This is a genomic window from Oryzomicrobium sp. (genome assembly GCF_036820405.1).
Lineage (GTDB): Bacteria > Pseudomonadota > Gammaproteobacteria > Burkholderiales > Rhodocyclaceae > Oryzomicrobium.
In genome coordinates, this window is the sequence record NZ_DAISLS010000015.1 from 19120 (window position 1) to 33976 (window position 14857).

Annotated in this window: 12 protein-coding genes; all 12 read right to left on the reverse strand. The window is 68.7% G+C overall.

What is annotated here, in order from left to right:
- Window positions 1–41: 41 nt before the first annotated feature.
- The 12 genes from folC to leuC all read right to left on the reverse strand — a co-directional run bounded on the left by folC (window position 42) and on the right by leuC (window position 14843).
- Complete coding sequence (gene folC, locus V7Z98_RS15075; protein WP_334158893.1) at window positions 42–1352, reverse strand: bifunctional tetrahydrofolate synthase/dihydrofolate synthase; 1311 nt, start codon at window positions 1350–1352, stop codon at window positions 42–44.
- 68 nt (window positions 1353–1420) lie between these two features.
- Entirely contained in the window at window positions 1421–2290 is an 870-nt protein-coding gene (accD, locus tag V7Z98_RS15080) for an acetyl-CoA carboxylase, carboxyltransferase subunit beta (RefSeq protein WP_334158894.1), read from the reverse strand.
- 39 nt (window positions 2291–2329) lie between these two features.
- On the reverse strand, window positions 2330–3130 hold the full coding sequence (gene trpA / locus V7Z98_RS15085; protein WP_334158896.1) for a tryptophan synthase subunit alpha: 801 nt from the start codon (window positions 3128–3130) through the stop codon (window positions 2330–2332).
- Window positions 3131–3154: 24 nt separating this feature from the next.
- Window positions 3155–4405, reverse strand: a complete 1251-nt coding sequence (trpB, locus tag V7Z98_RS15090; RefSeq protein WP_442951853.1) for a tryptophan synthase subunit beta — start codon at window positions 4403–4405, stop codon at window positions 3155–3157.
- Window positions 4406–4607: 202 nt separating this feature from the next.
- Window positions 4608–5276, reverse strand: a complete 669-nt coding sequence (locus V7Z98_RS15095; RefSeq protein WP_334158897.1) for a phosphoribosylanthranilate isomerase — start codon at window positions 5274–5276, stop codon at window positions 4608–4610.
- Window positions 5273–6067: a tRNA pseudouridine(38-40) synthase TruA gene (truA, locus tag V7Z98_RS15100; RefSeq protein ID WP_334158899.1), complete on the reverse strand. Its 795-nt coding sequence runs from the start codon at window positions 6065–6067 to the stop codon at window positions 5273–5275. Before truA ends, V7Z98_RS15095 begins: the two co-directional genes overlap by 4 nt.
- Window positions 6064–6723 carry a CbiQ family ECF transporter T component gene (locus tag V7Z98_RS15105; RefSeq protein WP_334158900.1) on the reverse strand — a complete coding sequence of 220 codons (660 nt, stop codon included), beginning with the start codon at window positions 6721–6723 and terminating at the stop codon, window positions 6064–6066. Before V7Z98_RS15105 ends, truA begins: the two co-directional genes overlap by 4 nt.
- A 175-nt stretch (window positions 6724–6898) precedes the next feature.
- Window positions 6899–10078 carry a FimV/HubP family polar landmark protein gene (locus V7Z98_RS15110; RefSeq protein WP_334158904.1) on the reverse strand — a complete coding sequence of 1060 codons (3180 nt, stop codon included), beginning with the start codon at window positions 10076–10078 and terminating at the stop codon, window positions 6899–6901.
- Window positions 10079–10311: 233 nt separating this feature from the next.
- Window positions 10312–11442 (reverse strand): aspartate-semialdehyde dehydrogenase, encoded by a 1131-nt coding sequence (gene asd / locus V7Z98_RS15115; protein ID WP_293265092.1) that lies wholly within the window; start codon window positions 11440–11442, stop codon window positions 10312–10314.
- Window positions 11443–11589: 147 nt separating this feature from the next.
- Window positions 11590–12648 carry a 3-isopropylmalate dehydrogenase gene (leuB, locus tag V7Z98_RS15120; protein WP_293265094.1) on the reverse strand — a complete coding sequence of 353 codons (1059 nt, stop codon included), beginning with the start codon at window positions 12646–12648 and terminating at the stop codon, window positions 11590–11592.
- Window positions 12649–12768: 120 nt separating this feature from the next.
- Window positions 12769–13407 carry a 3-isopropylmalate dehydratase small subunit gene (gene leuD, locus V7Z98_RS15125; RefSeq protein WP_293265096.1) on the reverse strand — a complete coding sequence of 213 codons (639 nt, stop codon included), beginning with the start codon at window positions 13405–13407 and terminating at the stop codon, window positions 12769–12771.
- 14 nt (window positions 13408–13421) lie between these two features.
- The gene (gene leuC / locus V7Z98_RS15130) at window positions 13422–14843 is read right to left on the reverse strand and encodes a 3-isopropylmalate dehydratase large subunit (RefSeq protein WP_334158906.1); all 1422 of its coding nucleotides are present in this window, start codon (window positions 14841–14843) and stop codon (window positions 13422–13424) included.
- Window positions 14844–14857: the final 14 nt, after the last annotated feature.

The window sequence follows — 14857 nt, forward strand, 5'->3', positions numbered from 1 at the left end:
GAAATCCAGGCTGGTGAAGGGGACGCGACGGCCAACAAGGCTCAGGCCGCCGGGCGGATCGGGCGTACCCGGGCGAGCACGTCGGCCACGGTGTAGAACGATCCGAAGGTGACGATTCTATCACTCTCCCCCGCCCGCTTCGCGGCGGCGGCAAAGGCGTCCGACGGCGCGGCGAAGGTTTCCACCGTACCGCCCAGGCCCTGAGCGGCGATAACCTCGGCCAGGGCGGCGGCAGTGGCGCCCCGGGGCACGGCCAGGTCGGCCAGCAACCAGTAGTCCACCTTGTCCTTGAGGGGCGCCAGGGTGCCGGCGATGTCCTTGTCGCCGAGCATGCCCAGCACCGCGTAGGTACGGTCGAAGAAGCCCATGGTGGAGAGGTTGCCGGCCAGCACCTTGGCGGCATCCGGGTTATGGGCCACGTCGAGCACCACCGCCGGGCGACCGGGTAGGACCTGGAAGCGGCCGGCCAGCTCGGTCTCGATCAGGCCGCGGCGGATGGCGCCCATGGCCACCGGCAGGCGCAGCTTGAGGGCTTCCAGGGCCGCCAGGGCGACGCTGGCGTTGCGCAGTTGGGTAGCGCCGCGCAGCCCCGGGTAGGCCAAGGAGCGGCGAGCCACCTCGCCGCCGCTGCGGCACCAGTAGCGCCATTGCAGGCGGTCCTCGGCGCTCTTCTCGAAGCCGAAGTCGCGGCCGAGCAGGCGCAGGTCGGCGCCGATAGCGGCGGCGGCATCGAGCAAGGACTGGGGCGGCTGCGGATCGGCGCACAGGGCGGGCTTGCCGGCCCGGTAGATGCCGGCCTTCTCGCGGCCGATGGATTCCCGGTCGGGACCGAGGAAATCCTGGTGGTCCAGGGCGATGCCGGTGACCACCGCCACGTCGGGCTCGTAGACGTTGACCGCGTCCAGCCGGCCGCCCAGGCCCACTTCCAGGACCACCGCATCCACGCCGGCCTCGGCGAACACTTCCCAGGCCGCCAGGGTGCCGAATTCGAAATAGGTCAGGGCCTCGTCGCCCCGGGCCGCCTCGACCCGGGCGAAGGCGCGGCACAGGGTCGCATCGTCGGCGGGTACGCCGTTCAGCGCCACCCGCTCGTTGTAGGCCACCAGATGGGGCGAGGTGTAGCAGCCCACCTTGTAGCCGGCCCGGTCGAGGATGGTGGACAGGTAGGCGCACACCGAGCCCTTGCCGTTGGTACCGGCCACGGTGATGACCGGCACGGCTTCGCGCTGGCCCAGGGCGGCCTTGACCCGAGCCACCCGTTCCAGCCCCAGTTCGATGCCGGCGATGCCGCGAGGGTGGAGGGATTCGAGGTGGGTGAGCCAGTCGGCGAGGGTACGGTGGGACATTGCCATTTCTCGCCGCCGAACCCGGTTTGGGGCTCGGCGGGTAAAGCCAGAAGAAAGTGGAGGACGCTTGACGCTTAAGCCGCCGCGGGCAGCTTTTGCAGCATGGTGATGAGCTGGGCCAGCTTGTCGCGCATTTCGCGGCGGTCCACGATCATGTCAATGGCGCCCTTCTCCAGCAGGAACTCGGAACGCTGGAAGCCTTCGGGCAGCTTCTCGCGCACGGTCTGCTCGATCACCCGGGGGCCGGCGAAGCCGATCAGGGCCTTGGGCTCGGCGATCACCACGTCGCCGACGAAGGCGAAGGAGGCGGACACGCCGCCCATGGTCGGGTCGGTGAGGATCGAGATGAAGGGCAGCTGGGCTTCCGACAACTTGGTCAGGGCCGCGGTGGTCTTGGCCATCTGCATCAGGGAAAAGAGGCCTTCCTGCATGCGCGCACCACCGGAAGCGGTGATGCAGATGAAAGGCACCTGCTGCTCGATGGCCGCCTTGACGCCGCGCACGAAGCGCTCGCCCAGGACCGAGCCCATGGAACCGCCCATGAAGTCGAACTCGAAGCAGGCGGCCACCACCGGCAGGGTCTTGATGGCGCCTTGCATGACCACCAGGGAATCGGTCTCGCCGGTGTCTTCCATGGCCTCGGAGAGGCGGTCCGGATAGCGCTTGCTGTCCTTGAACTTGAGGCTGTCCACCGGCAGCACCTCGGCGCCGATCTCGAAGCGGCCTTCGGGATCGAGCAGCAGGTCGAGGCGCTGGCGCGAGTTGATGCGGTTGTGGTGGCCGCACTTGGGACAGACGTGGAGATTGCTCTCCAGGTCGGTGGCGTAAAGCACCGCCTCGCAGGAGGGGCACTTGCGCCACAAGCCTTCGGGCAGGGGCGAGTTCTTGCGCGGGCCGCTTTCGCGTTTGATCTTGGGCGGCAGGAGCTTGTTCAGCCAGGACATGGACTCGGGGTCTCCAGCAAAGGGAATTCGTTGAAAGGGTCAGGCCGCGTCGATGCCGCGGCGGATGTCGGTGGCCACGGCGCGCACCGCCTCGGCCGCCTGGGCGGCGGGATGGCGCTCCATCTCCTCGATCAGGCGGCTGCCCACCACCACCGCGTCGGCGATGGCGGCGATGCCCCGGGCGGTCTCGGCATCGCGGATGCCGAAACCCACGCCCACCGGCAGGCCGGTGCGTTGGCGGATCAGGGGGATGCGGGCGGCCACTTCGGCCAGATTGAGGGTGGCAGAGCCGGTCACGCCCTTGATCGAGACGTAATAGACGTAACCGCTGGCCACCTCGGCCACCTGGGCGATGCGCGCATCGGTGGAGGTGGGGGCAAGCAGGAAGATGGGATCGATGTCCACCGCCCGCATGGCGGCGGCGAACTCGGCGGACTCCTCGGGGGGGTAATCCACCACCAGCACGCCGTCGACGCCGGCGTCAGCGGCGGCCTGGGCAAAGGCCTCCAGCCCCATGGCCTCGATCGGGTTGGCGTAGCCCATCAGCACGATGGGGGTGGTGGCGTTGCCGGCGCGGAAGGCGCGCACCATCTCGAACACCTTGGCCAGGGTCATGCCCTTGGCCAGGGCCCGCTCGGAAGCGCGCTGGATGGTGGGGCCGTCGGCCATCGGGTCGGAGAACGGCACCCCCAGCTCGATCACGTCGGCGCCGGCTTCCACCAGGGCGTTGAGCACCGGCAGGGTTTGTTCAGGATCGGGATCGCCGGCGGTGACGAAGGGGATCAGGGCCTTCTTGCCGGCGGCCTGGAGTTGGGAAAAAACGGTAGCGATACGGGACATGGTCAAAATCTCCTCGGCATTCGGTCAGAACTGGATGCCGGTTTTTTCGGCCACGGTATGCATGTCCTTGTCGCCCCGGCCGGACAGGTTCACCAGCAGCACCTTGTCGCGGGGCAGGGTCGGCGCCAGCTTGGCGGCGTAGGCCAGGGCGTGGGACGACTCCAGGGCGGGGATGATGCCTTCGAGCCGGCAGCAGTCATGGAAGGCCTGCAAGGCCTCGTGATCGCTGATGCCGACGTAGCTGGCCCGGCCGGAATCCTTGAGCCAGGCGTGCTCGGGGCCGACGCCCGGGTAGTCGAGGCCGGCGGAGACCGAGTGGGTCTCGATGATCTGGCCGTTGGCGTCCTGGAGCAGGTAGGTGCGGTTGCCGTGCAGCACGCCGGGACGGCCCTTTTGCAGGCTGGCGGCGTGGCGGCCGGTGTCCATGCCCTCCCCCGCCGCCTCGACGCCGATCAGCTCGACGCCCTTGACCGGGATGTAGGGATGGAAGATGCCCATGGCGTTGGAACCGCCGCCGACGCAGGCGATCACGTAGTCGGGCTGGCGGCCCACCTGCTCCTGCATCTGGCCGATGGCCTCGGTGCCGATCACCGACTGGAAGTCGCGCACCAGCATCGGGTAGGGGTGGGGGCCGGCCACGGTGCCGATGATGTAGAAGGTGTTGCCGACGTTGGTCACCCAGTCCCGCATGGCCTCGTTGAGGGCGTCCTTGAGGGTCTTGGAGCCGGACTCCACGGGGACCACGGTGGCGCCGAGCAGCTTCATGCGATAGACGTTGGCGGCCTGGCGCTTGACGTCCTCGGAGCCCATGTACACCACGCACTCCATGCCGTAGCGGGCGGCCACGGTGGCGGTGGCCACGCCGTGCTGGCCAGCGCCGGTTTCGGCGATCACCCGGGGCTTGCCCATGCGCCGGGCGAGCAGGGCCTGACCGATGCAGTTGTTCACCTTGTGGGCGCCGGTGTGGTTGAGGTCCTCGCGCTTGAAGTAGATCTGGGCGCCGCCCAGCTTCTCGGACCAGTGGCGGGCGTGGTAGATCGGGCTGGGCCGGCCGACGTAGTGCTTGAGCTCGTACTCGAACTCGGCGCGGAATTCCGGATCGCGCTGGGCCTCGGCGTAGGCTTCCTTAAGCTCTTCCAGGGCGGCGATCAGGGTTTCGGAGACGAACACGCCGCCGTAGGGGCCGAAGTGGCCGCGGGCGTCGGGCAGGTCGTAAGTGGAAAAATCGGCCACGGGAATGGCGGGGGTGGCAGAGGCAGGTTTCGGAGTGGTCATGGGAATCTCCAGGGGATGCAGGAGTGAATGCAGGATGAGGCGGGCGCTTGGCGACGCAAGGCCGCGCCGGACGGGTCGGCAGTGTGCCGGCCGGTCAGGTGTGGTTGGCCAGGAAGCAGCGCCACGCGCGGCGGCTCTGTCCTCCCGGAATCCTGCGCATCGATGTCCTCATGAAAACCCAACTCCTGGCGGAAGCGCCGGCTCAAGCGCCGCGCACCGCCGCGATGAATGCCCGGATGCGTTCCGGGTCCTTGACGCCCTTCACCGGCTTGCCTCCCTCGTGCAGCTCGACGCCGGAGGACACGTCCACCGCCGCCGGCCGGATCGCCCGGATGGCGGCGGCCACGTTGCCGGCATCCAGACCGCCGGAGAGCACGATGGAAAAATCGCGCGCGACGGGCGCCGGGATCAGGGACCAGTCGAAGGTCTGACCGCTGCCACCGTAGCCCTCGACGAAGGTATCGAGCAGCAGGCCCCGGGCCGAAGGAAAGTCAGCCGCGTATTTTAGCAGATCGACCCCGGCCTTCATCCGCGCCGCCTTGAGGTAGGGGCGGCGGTAGCGCCGGCACTCGGCTTCGCTCTCGTCGCCGTGGAACTGGAGCAGGTTGAGGGGTACCCGGTCGAGCACCGCGTCCACCTCGTCCGGGGCCGGATTGACGAACAACCCCACCACGGTGACGAAGGGAGGCACGGCCCGCACCAGTTCGGCGGCCCGCTCGGCGCTCACCGCCCGGGGGCTCTTGGCGTAAAAGACGAAGCCCAGGGCGTCGGCACCAGCCGCCACGGCGGCGGCCACGTCGGACTCCCGGGTCAGGCCGCAGATCTTGATGCGCGGGAGGGGGGCTGCGGCGGGAACAGTGGAAGCAGTCATGGCGCGATCCAGGGAAAGGCCTCGCCCTCGACGGGCGCGGCGGGCAGGGCGAAGCCGGCCGGGTAGTCGACGCTGGCCAGGTAAAGCCCGTCCGGGGCGAAGGTGGGGGCCGCCAGGGTGCGGTTGCGGGCCGCCAGCAGTTCGTCCATCCAGGCTGGAGGATGGGCGCCCTTGCCGATGTAGACCAGGCTGCCCACCAGATTGCGGATCATGTGGTGCAAAAAGGCGTTGGCGGCGAAGTCGAAGACGATCCAGTCGCCGAAACGGCGCACCTCGGCCCGGGTGACGGTGCGTACCGGCGAATTGGCCTGGCACTCGGCGGCACGAAAGGCGGAAAAGTCGTGGGTGCCCATGATCCGCGCCGCCGCCTCGGCCATCGCCGCCTCGTCCAGGGGGTGGTGGAACCAGCCGGCCCGCCCGCGGGCCAGGCCGGGGCGCTGGGGCCGGTTGAGCAGCAGGTAGCGATAGGCCCGGCCGGTGGCGGAAAAGCGGGCATGGAAGTCCTCGGGCACGACCGTGGCCCAGCGCACCGCCACGCTGTCCGGCAGGTAGGTGTTCACGCCGCGCACCCAGGCCGACTCGGGGCGCTGCACGTCCACGTCGAAATGCACCACCTGCTGGGTGGCATGGACGCCGCTGTCGGTGCGGCCGGCGCACACCGTGGCGACCGGGGTGCCGGCAATGCGCGACAGGGCCGCCTCCAGGGCGTCCTGGATGCCGGTGCCGGCGGGCTGGGTCTGCCAGCCGGTGAAGTCCCGGCCGTCGTATTCCAGCCCCAATGCGATCCTCATGCAGCGCCTCCGATCAGGTTTGCCGCCAGGGCCAGGGCAACGGCGCCCAGCAGCGCCAGCAGCCCGCGCTCCCCGGCCGTCAGCGTTTGCCGGGGAATCTCCAGCACATTGCCGGGCAGGGCGTCGTCGGGCAAGCCCGCACCGGCCAGGGAGGCCAGGCTGAGGCGCCAGGTGCCGGCCACGCCCGCCGCCCCGGTGCGGGCCGGTGCAGCGTCGATGGCGCGCAGCACCAGCACCAGCCGGGCCACCGCCCGCTCCACCGGCGCCCCGAGACGGGCCAGGGGCGCGAACAGGGTGAGCAGCCCCGCCGCCAGGGTCTGGGCCGGCGTCCGGGCCAGCAGCATCGCCACCACCGCCAGCACGGCCACCAGGCGGGCGCCGTGCTCCAAAGCCAATTCCAGTCCTTCCCGGGTCACCCACATACCCAAGGGCGGCCACCACACGCTTCCCGGCGTGCCCAGGGCGAACACCGCCACCAGGGACAGCAGCAGCCAGCGGGTGCGCCGGAGCAAACACCTCAGGTCCGCGCCGGCGCCGGCCGCCAGGGCCAGGGGCACCAGGGCTAGGACCAGCCAGGGACCCCAGGGCTGCTGGGCCGCGAGCAGGAGGACCAGGCTGGCCGCCAGGGGGAGGACGGGGTGATGGGAGGAAGGCACGAGGGGTAAAGAGGGGGAAAAGAGTGACCGGACGCCGGCCGTGGTCGGCAAGCGTCGCGGGGCTAGAAAGGGACGACGCGAAAAAACGAAGCGCCGCGGCCCCGGGGGGCGGCGACGCTTCGGGCTGGGCGCATTGTAGCGCCCGGCCAGGTCGGGGAGTTAGCGCAACAGCCGCTCAGCTCCCGATACGGCCGATGATGGCGCGAGCCTGTTCCTGCTGGGTGGCGTCGCCTTCGGCGAGCACCTCCTGCAACAGCTCCTTGGCACCTTCCACGTCGCCCATTTCCTCGTAGGCCTTGGCCAGGTCGAGCTTGGTGGCCACTTCCTGCCAGCGGGAGTCGCCGTCGGCGGGCTGCTCCGGCGGCAGGTCCAGGGGCACGTTGCTGCTTTCGCTGCCGAAGTCGATGGCGCTGTCGGCCGGGGCCATGATCACCGTGGCTTCCGGCGCCGGAGCTGCGGCGCCGGCCGCTTCGTCCGGCTGGCCGGGCTGACCCGGCTGATCCAGGTCCAGGCTGATCGAGGACAGGTCGAAGGAACGAGCCTGGAGGGCGTCGCCCAGGACGGTGGATTCGGTCAGCTGCACGTCGAATTCCAGCCCCGAATCGTCCGTAGCAGACGCATCAGGAGCGGCAGGCACGGCGGGCTCTTCGGGGGCCGGCTCGGCAACTTCGAGCGGCGCAACGGCCGGCAGCTCCTCGGCTTCCTCAAGCTGGGGCTGGGCCGCGGGCACGGATGCAGCCGGCGCGGCAGACGGGGCATCTAGCGCCAGGCCGGCGTCGCCCAGGTCGAGTTCGAAGTCCAGGCCGTTGTCGTCGTGCTCCAGGGCCGCCGGGGTCTGGACGGCGGTTTCGGCGCTGCTGAAGCTGTCGTCCAGGGAGAATTCGACGGCGCCCGGATCGGGCAGGGTCATGGTGCTTTCCAGGTCGGACTTGGGCGCTTCCTGGGCGGCTACCGGCCCGTCGTCATCCGCCGCAGCTGTAGCTGCAGGCGCCGGCGCCTCGGCTACGGGCTCGGGCAGGACCAGGTCGGGCAGGGGGTCCAGCTCCGGCTTGGCAACCGGATCGGCTCCCGCGTTGAGGACATTGCCCAAGTCGAAATCCAGGGTAGCCGCATCGGCGCCGTGGGACGCCAGCAGATCGGCCAGGCTGTTGTCGCCCTTCGCCTTGGCGGTGGCTTCGGTCGGCTCGGCACCGAAGACCTCGCCCAGGGCCAAAGCCGCAACACCGGCGGCAGCCGCGGTGCCGGCAGCCTGGAGCGGCGCGGAGGCCGGACTGGCGGCGGGCTTGTCCGCCGGCGCGCCGGCATGTCCGCCCTGGACGGCGGCGAACAGGGGATTGTTCGGATCGAGCTTGGCCCCCATGGCCGCCGCCTTGTCCCAGTCGCCGCCGCTGCCGCCGGTGACGGCGTACAGCTCGGAGGCCAGGGTCTCGAACTGCTTCAGGCTCTTGCGGTTGGAATAGATCTCCAGCAGCTTGAGGTGGATGGCGGTGCGCTTGGGGTCCTTTTGCAGGGCCTCGATGAGGATTTCCTCGGCCTGGGCGTCGCGGCCGTAGGCCATGTAGACGTCGGCCTCGGCCACCGGATCCACCTCGTCGGTGTCGATGGTGCCGGGACCGGCCTGGCTGAAATCGGTGACCGGGGTGTTGGAGGTATCCACGCTCTGGCCGCCGGTGCTCTTGAACACCGAATTGGCCCCCAGGCTCGGCTGGCTGGGCATGCTGGTGGTCATGGGCATGGTTTCGGACAGGTGGGAAACCTGGGCTGCCTTGCGCCGCCGGTAGGCCACCAGGCCGAGCAGCAGGGCCAGGACACCGCCTCCGCCGGCCAGCAGGGTCGGATTGCCGAGCAGGTCGTCGATCAGGCTGGGCTCATCCACCGGGGGCGGCGGCGGCACGGGCTTGGCGACGGGCTTCGGTGCGGCGGGCTTGGGCGCCTCTTCGACCTTGGGCGCCACGGGCTCGGCCGGTTTTTCCTCGGCCTTGGGCGTGTCGGCGGCCGGGATGGGGGTGGCCGAAGCGGCGGGCTCGCTCGCGGCGGCGGCGGGCGCAGGCGTGGCCGCCGGAGCAGCGGATTGAGGCTGGGGCTGGGGCGCGGGAGCAGGCTCGGCCGCCGGCTTGATCGGCGCCTGGGCCGACGGTGCCGGGGCCGGCTGGGCCTTGGCGCCGGACTGCTTCTGCAACTCGGCCAGATTCTGGCTCTTCAGCTCCAGGGCCTTTTGCAAATCGTTGACGTTCTTTTCCAGCTGGGCCAGGCGCTCGTTGGCATCTTTGAGGGCCTTGTCCTTGGCGACCAGGTCTTCCTCGGCCACGCCGGCACCGGCCTTGCCGCCCTTGCCCTTGGCCGTTTCGGTACGGGACACCCGCACCTGATCGCGGGGTTCGCTGGCCGGGGCGGCCTTGTCGTCCACCCGGGCGGTGACCTTGCCCGAGGCGGCCTGGCCGACACCGCTGTCCCGGGCCGGACCTTCGGCGGCCAGGCCGGCCAGCCGGCGGCGGTAGGCGTTCCAGTCGGAGGACTGGGCCACCACCACCTTCTTCGCCTCGCTCGGGCTGACCGCGGCCAGGGTGGCTTGGTCGGGCACGTTGAGGATGCGCCCGGCGCGCAGGCGGTTCATGTTGTTGCCGTCGAAGGCGTCCCGGTTGGCCCGATACAAGCCCACCAGCATCTGTTCCAGGCTGACCCCCTCGACCTGTTCGGCCGCGGCGATCTGGCGCAGGGTTTCACCGCGCTTGACCAAGTGGGTGGCGGAAGGCTCGCCGGCGGACTTGGCCGGGGCGGGCTCGGCCTTCTCGACCTTTTCCGCCTTTTCACGCACGCGCGGAGCCGGAGCGGCCTTGCCAACCCGGGGCTCCTTGGCCAGGGCGGGGCCTTCGGCGGCGGCGACGCCGGGCAGGGTCTTGGCCTCGACCGGGGCCACCTGGGCGGCCTTGCCGGAGATTTCCGGGGGATCGAGGAGGAAGGTGTATTCGCGCACCAGGCGGCCGGCGGGCCAGTCGATCTCGAGGAGCATGTCCACGAAGGGGTCGTTGATCGGCCGGTCCGAGGACAGGCGGATCACCGGTCGGGAGGCGTCCTTCTTGTCGATGGCGAAACGCAGGCCCAGCAGGGTCGAGGCATAGTCGATCCCGGCCTGTTTGAAGGTCCCCTGGGAGGCGAGCCGGGCCGTCATGCCGGAAAGCTCGTCTTTGGTGGCGTTGAGTTCGATTTCCGCACGCAAGGGCTGGCCAAGCGCCGAGTAAACCTTGAGTTTGCCGAGGCCCGCGGCCTGGGCCGCCAGGGGCGCCATGCCCAAGGCGATGGCCAGGGAAACGGCCACGGCACCGGCGCGCAGCCCGGTGCGAAGAGGATAGGTCATATGACGTTCTTTTTTCACGGCGCCACCCCTGAGCGTCGAAATTGGAATAATTAAAATAACATCATGAAGTTAGCCGATCAAGCTAAACCTCTTTGTGACAATATATCTGCCACCGTCGCGTCGCCGGAATGCCACACCGCGAATAAAACAAAAGCCGGGAAACCGCATTGGAGTGCTTTCCCGGCTTTTTTACAACAGGCAATGGCGGACAGCCGAGGCCGCCCGCCGCTGCATCAGGCTTCGAGCAGGATGCGCAGCATGCGGCGCAGCGGCTCGGCGGCGCCCCACAGCAGCTGGTCGCCGACGGTGAAGGCGCCCAGGTAGTCCGGACCCATGGCCAGCTTGTGCAGGCGGCCGACGGGAACGGTCAGGGTGCCGGTGACGGCGGTGGGGGTCAGCTCGCGCTCGGTGATCTCGCGCTCATTGGGAACCACCTTCACCCAGTCGTTGGCGGTGCCGATGATCTCGCTCACCTCGTCCAGGGGCACGTCCTTCTTCAGCTTGATGGTCAGGCCCTGGGAGTGGCAGCGCATGGCGCCGATGCGCACGCACAGGCCGTCGATGGGAATGCTGCCGGCGGAGCGGAAAGCCGGCTTGCCGAGGATCTTGTTGCACTCGGCGCCACCCTTCCATTCTTCCTTGGACTGGCCGTTGTCGACGGGCACGTCGATCCAGGGGATCAGGCTGCCGGCGAGCGGGGTGTTGCGGAAGTTCTTGGTCGGGAAGGCGGACGAGCGCATGGTCTCGGCCACTTTGCGGTCGATGTCGAGGATGGCGGAGGCCGGATCGGCCAGGTCGCCCTTGACCGCGTCGTGCAGGGCGCCCATCTGGGCGAGCAGCTCGCGCATGTTCTGGGCACCGGCGCCGGAAGCGGCCTGGTAGGTCATGGCGGACACCCACTCCACCAGGTCGGCCTTGAACAGGCCGCCCAGGCCCATCAGCATCAGCGACACGGTACAGTTGCCGCCGATCCAGTTCTTGCCGCCCTTGGCCAGGGCATTCTTGATCACGTCCAGGTTGACCGGGTCGAGCACGATCACGGCATCGTCGGCCATGCGCAGGGCGGAGGCGGCGTCGATCCAGTGGCCGTTCCAGCCGGAGGCGCGCAGCTTGGGGAAGACTTCCTTGGTGTAGTCGCCGCCCTGGCAGGTGATGACGATGTCCATCTTCTTCAGCTCATCGATGGAATTCGCATCCTTCAGGGTGCCGCCCTCCTTGCCGCCGAAGGCCGGGGCCTTGCCGCCCGCCGCCGAGGTGGAGAAGTACACCGGCTCGATCAGGGCGAAGTCGTTCTCTTCCTGCATGCGCTGCATGAGGACGGAACCGACCATCCCCCGCCAACCAACCAGACCAACCTTTTTCATGGTGCCAACCTTCAACCTTGATAACGAAAAAACCTGTCCCGATATAACGGCCGGGAAAAATCAAACATTAACACGTTAGCGGGCACTCGCGCGCATGGCACGCCAGCGCCCGCAACGATTTGGCGCCGGCACGGCGCCACGCCCATCTCAGAGGGCGGCCAGGACCGCGTTGCCCATCTCCTGGGTACCCACCTTGGTGGTGCCCGGCTCGTAGATGTCGCCGGTGCGATAGCCCTGGGCCAGCACCTTCTTCACCGCGTTTTCCACCTTCGCGGCGGCTTCTTCCAGGTTGAAGGTGTAGCGCAGCATCATAGCGGCGGAGAGGATGGTGGCCAGGGGGTTGGCCACGCCCTTGCCGGCGATGTCCGGGGCGGAACCGTGGGACGGCTCGTAGAGACCCTTGTTGTTGGCGTCCAGGGAGGCCGAGGGCAGCATGCCGATGGAGCCGGTGAGCATGGAGGCTTCGTCGGACAGGATGTCGCCGAACATGTTGCCGGTGACCATCACGTCGAACTGCTTGGGCGCCTTGACCAGCTGCATGGCGGCGTTGTCCACCAGCATGTGGGTCAATTCCACGTCCGGGTATTCGGGCGCCAGTTCGTTCATCACGTCGCGCCACAACTGGGTGGTTTCAAGAACGTTCATCTTGTCCACCGAGCAGACCTTCTTGTTGCGCTTGCGCGCGGCCTCGAAGGCGACCCGGCCGATGCGGCGGATTTCCGACTCGGTGTAGTGCATGGTGTTGAAGCCGAAGCGCTCCCCATCGCGCATTTCAATGCCGCGGGGCTGACCGAAGTAGATGTCGCCGGTCAGCTCGCGCACGATCAGGATGTCCAGGCCCGCCACCACTTCGGGCTTGAGGGTGGAGGCATTGGCCAGTTCCGGATAGAGGATGGCCGGGCGCAGGTTGGCGAACAGGTTGAGTTGCTTGCGGATGCCGAGCAGGCCGCGCTCGGGGCGCTGTTCCCGGGGCAGGCTGTCCCACTTGGGGCCGCCCACGGCGCCGAGCAGCACCGCATCGGCCGCCTGGGCCAGCTTTTGCGTCGCTTCCGGGTAGGGGTTGCCGGTGGCGTCCACGGCACCGCCGCCGAGCAGGCCCTCTTCCATTTCCAGGCCCAGGTCCAGGGCCTTGAGCACCTTGACCGCCTCGGCGGTGATTTCGGGGCCGATGCCGTCGCCCGGCAATACGCAGATTTTCTTCGTCATGTCGTCTCTCTCGTCAAGCCGAAGCCCCGCCGGTCGGGCGGGGCTCCAAAATGTCGCATCAAAAAGGAAGGTAGCGGCCCCGCGGGGCCTTGCCAATCGGCACTACCGCTACTCTGGCGTTCAGGCGAACAGCCAGGGCTGCTCGACGCGGCGCTTGGCCTCGAAAGCGCTGATTTCGTCGGCGTGGCGCAGGGTCAAGCCGATGTCGTCCCAGCCGTTGAGCAGGCATTCCTTGCGGAACGGGTCGATCGGGAAGGGAATGGCCTTGCCGTCGGGCCGGGTCACGGTCTGGGCGGCCAGGTCGATCACCAGCTTGTAACCCGGGGCGGCGTCCACCTGGGCGAACAGCTCGTCCAGCTCGGCCTTGGGCAGCACGATCGGCAGAATGCCGTTCTTGAAGCAGTTGTTGAAGAAGATGTCGGCGTAGGACTCGCCCAGAATGGCCTTGAAGCCCATGTCGAGGAGCGCCCAGGGGGCGTGCTCGCGGCTCGAACCGCAGCCGAAGTTGGCTCGCACCAGCAGGATTTCGGCGCCGGCGTAGCGCGGCTGGTTGAGCACGAAGTCCGGGTTCTTGGGCCGCTGGCTGCAATCCATGCCGGGCTCGCCGTGGTCCAGGTAGCGCCACTCGTCGAAGCAGTTGGGGCCGAAACCGGAACGCTTGATGGATTTGAGGAATTGCTTGGGGATGATCGCGTCGGTGTCCACGTTGGACCGGTCGAGGGGGGCGACGAGACCGTCAAGAAGGGTAAATGCCTGCATGTGCGTGCTCCCGCTCAGCTGAATTGGCGAACGTCGGTGAAATGGCCGGTCACGGCGGCGGCGGCGGCCATGGCCGGGCTCACCAGGTGGGTGCGGCCGTTGGGGCCCTGGCGGCCCTCGAAGTTGCGGTTCGAGGTGGAGGCGCAGCGCTCGCCCGGCTCCAGCCGGTCGGCGTTCATCGCCAGGCACATGGAACAGCCCGGCTCGCGCCATTCGAAGCCGGCGGCCTGGAAGATCTTGTCCAACCCCTCGGCCTCGGCCTGGCGCTTGACCAGGCCGGAGCCCGGCACCACCAGCACGCGCTTGACTGAATCGGCCTTGCGGCGGCCCTTGGCGACGGCGGCGGCGGCGCGCAGGTCCTCGATGCGGGAGTTGGTGCAGGAGCCGATGAACACCACGTCCACCGGGATCTCGCTGATCGGGGTGTTGGCGGTGAGGCCCATGTACTGGAGCGCCCGCTCCATGCCGGAACGGCGGGTCGCGTCGCTCTCGGCGGCCGGGTCGGGCACGCGGCCGGTCACGGCCACCACCATCTCCGGCGAGGTGCCCCAGGTCACCTGGGGCTGGATGTCCTCGGCGCGCAGCTCCACCACCCGGTCGAACTGGGCGCCTTCATCGCTGTGCAGGGTCTTCCAGTAAGCCACGGCGGCATCCCAGTCGGCGGCCTTGGGCGACAACATGCGGTCCTTGAGGTAGGCGCAGGTGGTGTCGTCGGCGGCCACCATGCCAGCGCGGGCGCCGGCCTCGATGGCCATGTTGCACACGGTCATGCGCCCTTCCATGGACAGGCCGCGAATCGCCGAGCCGGCGAACTCGATGGCGTAGCCGGTGCCGCCGGCGGTGCCGATCTTGCCGATGATGGCGAGGACGATGTCCTTGGCGGTGACGCCGGCCCCCAGAGTGCCCTCGACCGTGATGAGCATCGACTTGGACTTCTTCATCAGCAGGGTCTGGGTGGCGAGCACGTGCTCCACCTCGGAGGTGCCGATGCCGAAGGACAGGGCGGCGAAGGCGCCGTGGGTGGAGGTGTGGGAATCACCGCAGACCACGGTCATGCCCGGCAGGGTGGCGCCGTTTTCCGGGCCGATGACATGCACGATGCCCTGGCGCTCGTTCATGAACGGGAAGTAGGCCAGGGCGCCGACGGCCTTGATGTTGGCGTCCAGGGTTTCCACCTGCTGGCGCGAGATCGGGTCGGCGATGGTGGCCGTGCCCCGGGCCGCGTCCCAGCCTTCGGTGGGGGTGTTGTGGTCCGCCGTGGCGACGATGGAGGAGATCCGCCAGGGCTTGCGGCCGGCCAGCTTGAGGCCCTCGAAGGCCTGGGGGCTGGTGACTTCGTGCACCAGGTGGCGGTCGATGTAGAGAATCGCCGTGCCGTCCGCTTCCTGGTGGACGACGTGGCTGTTCCAGAGTTTGTCGTAGAGCGTCTGCGCCATGCCTGCTTCCTCGA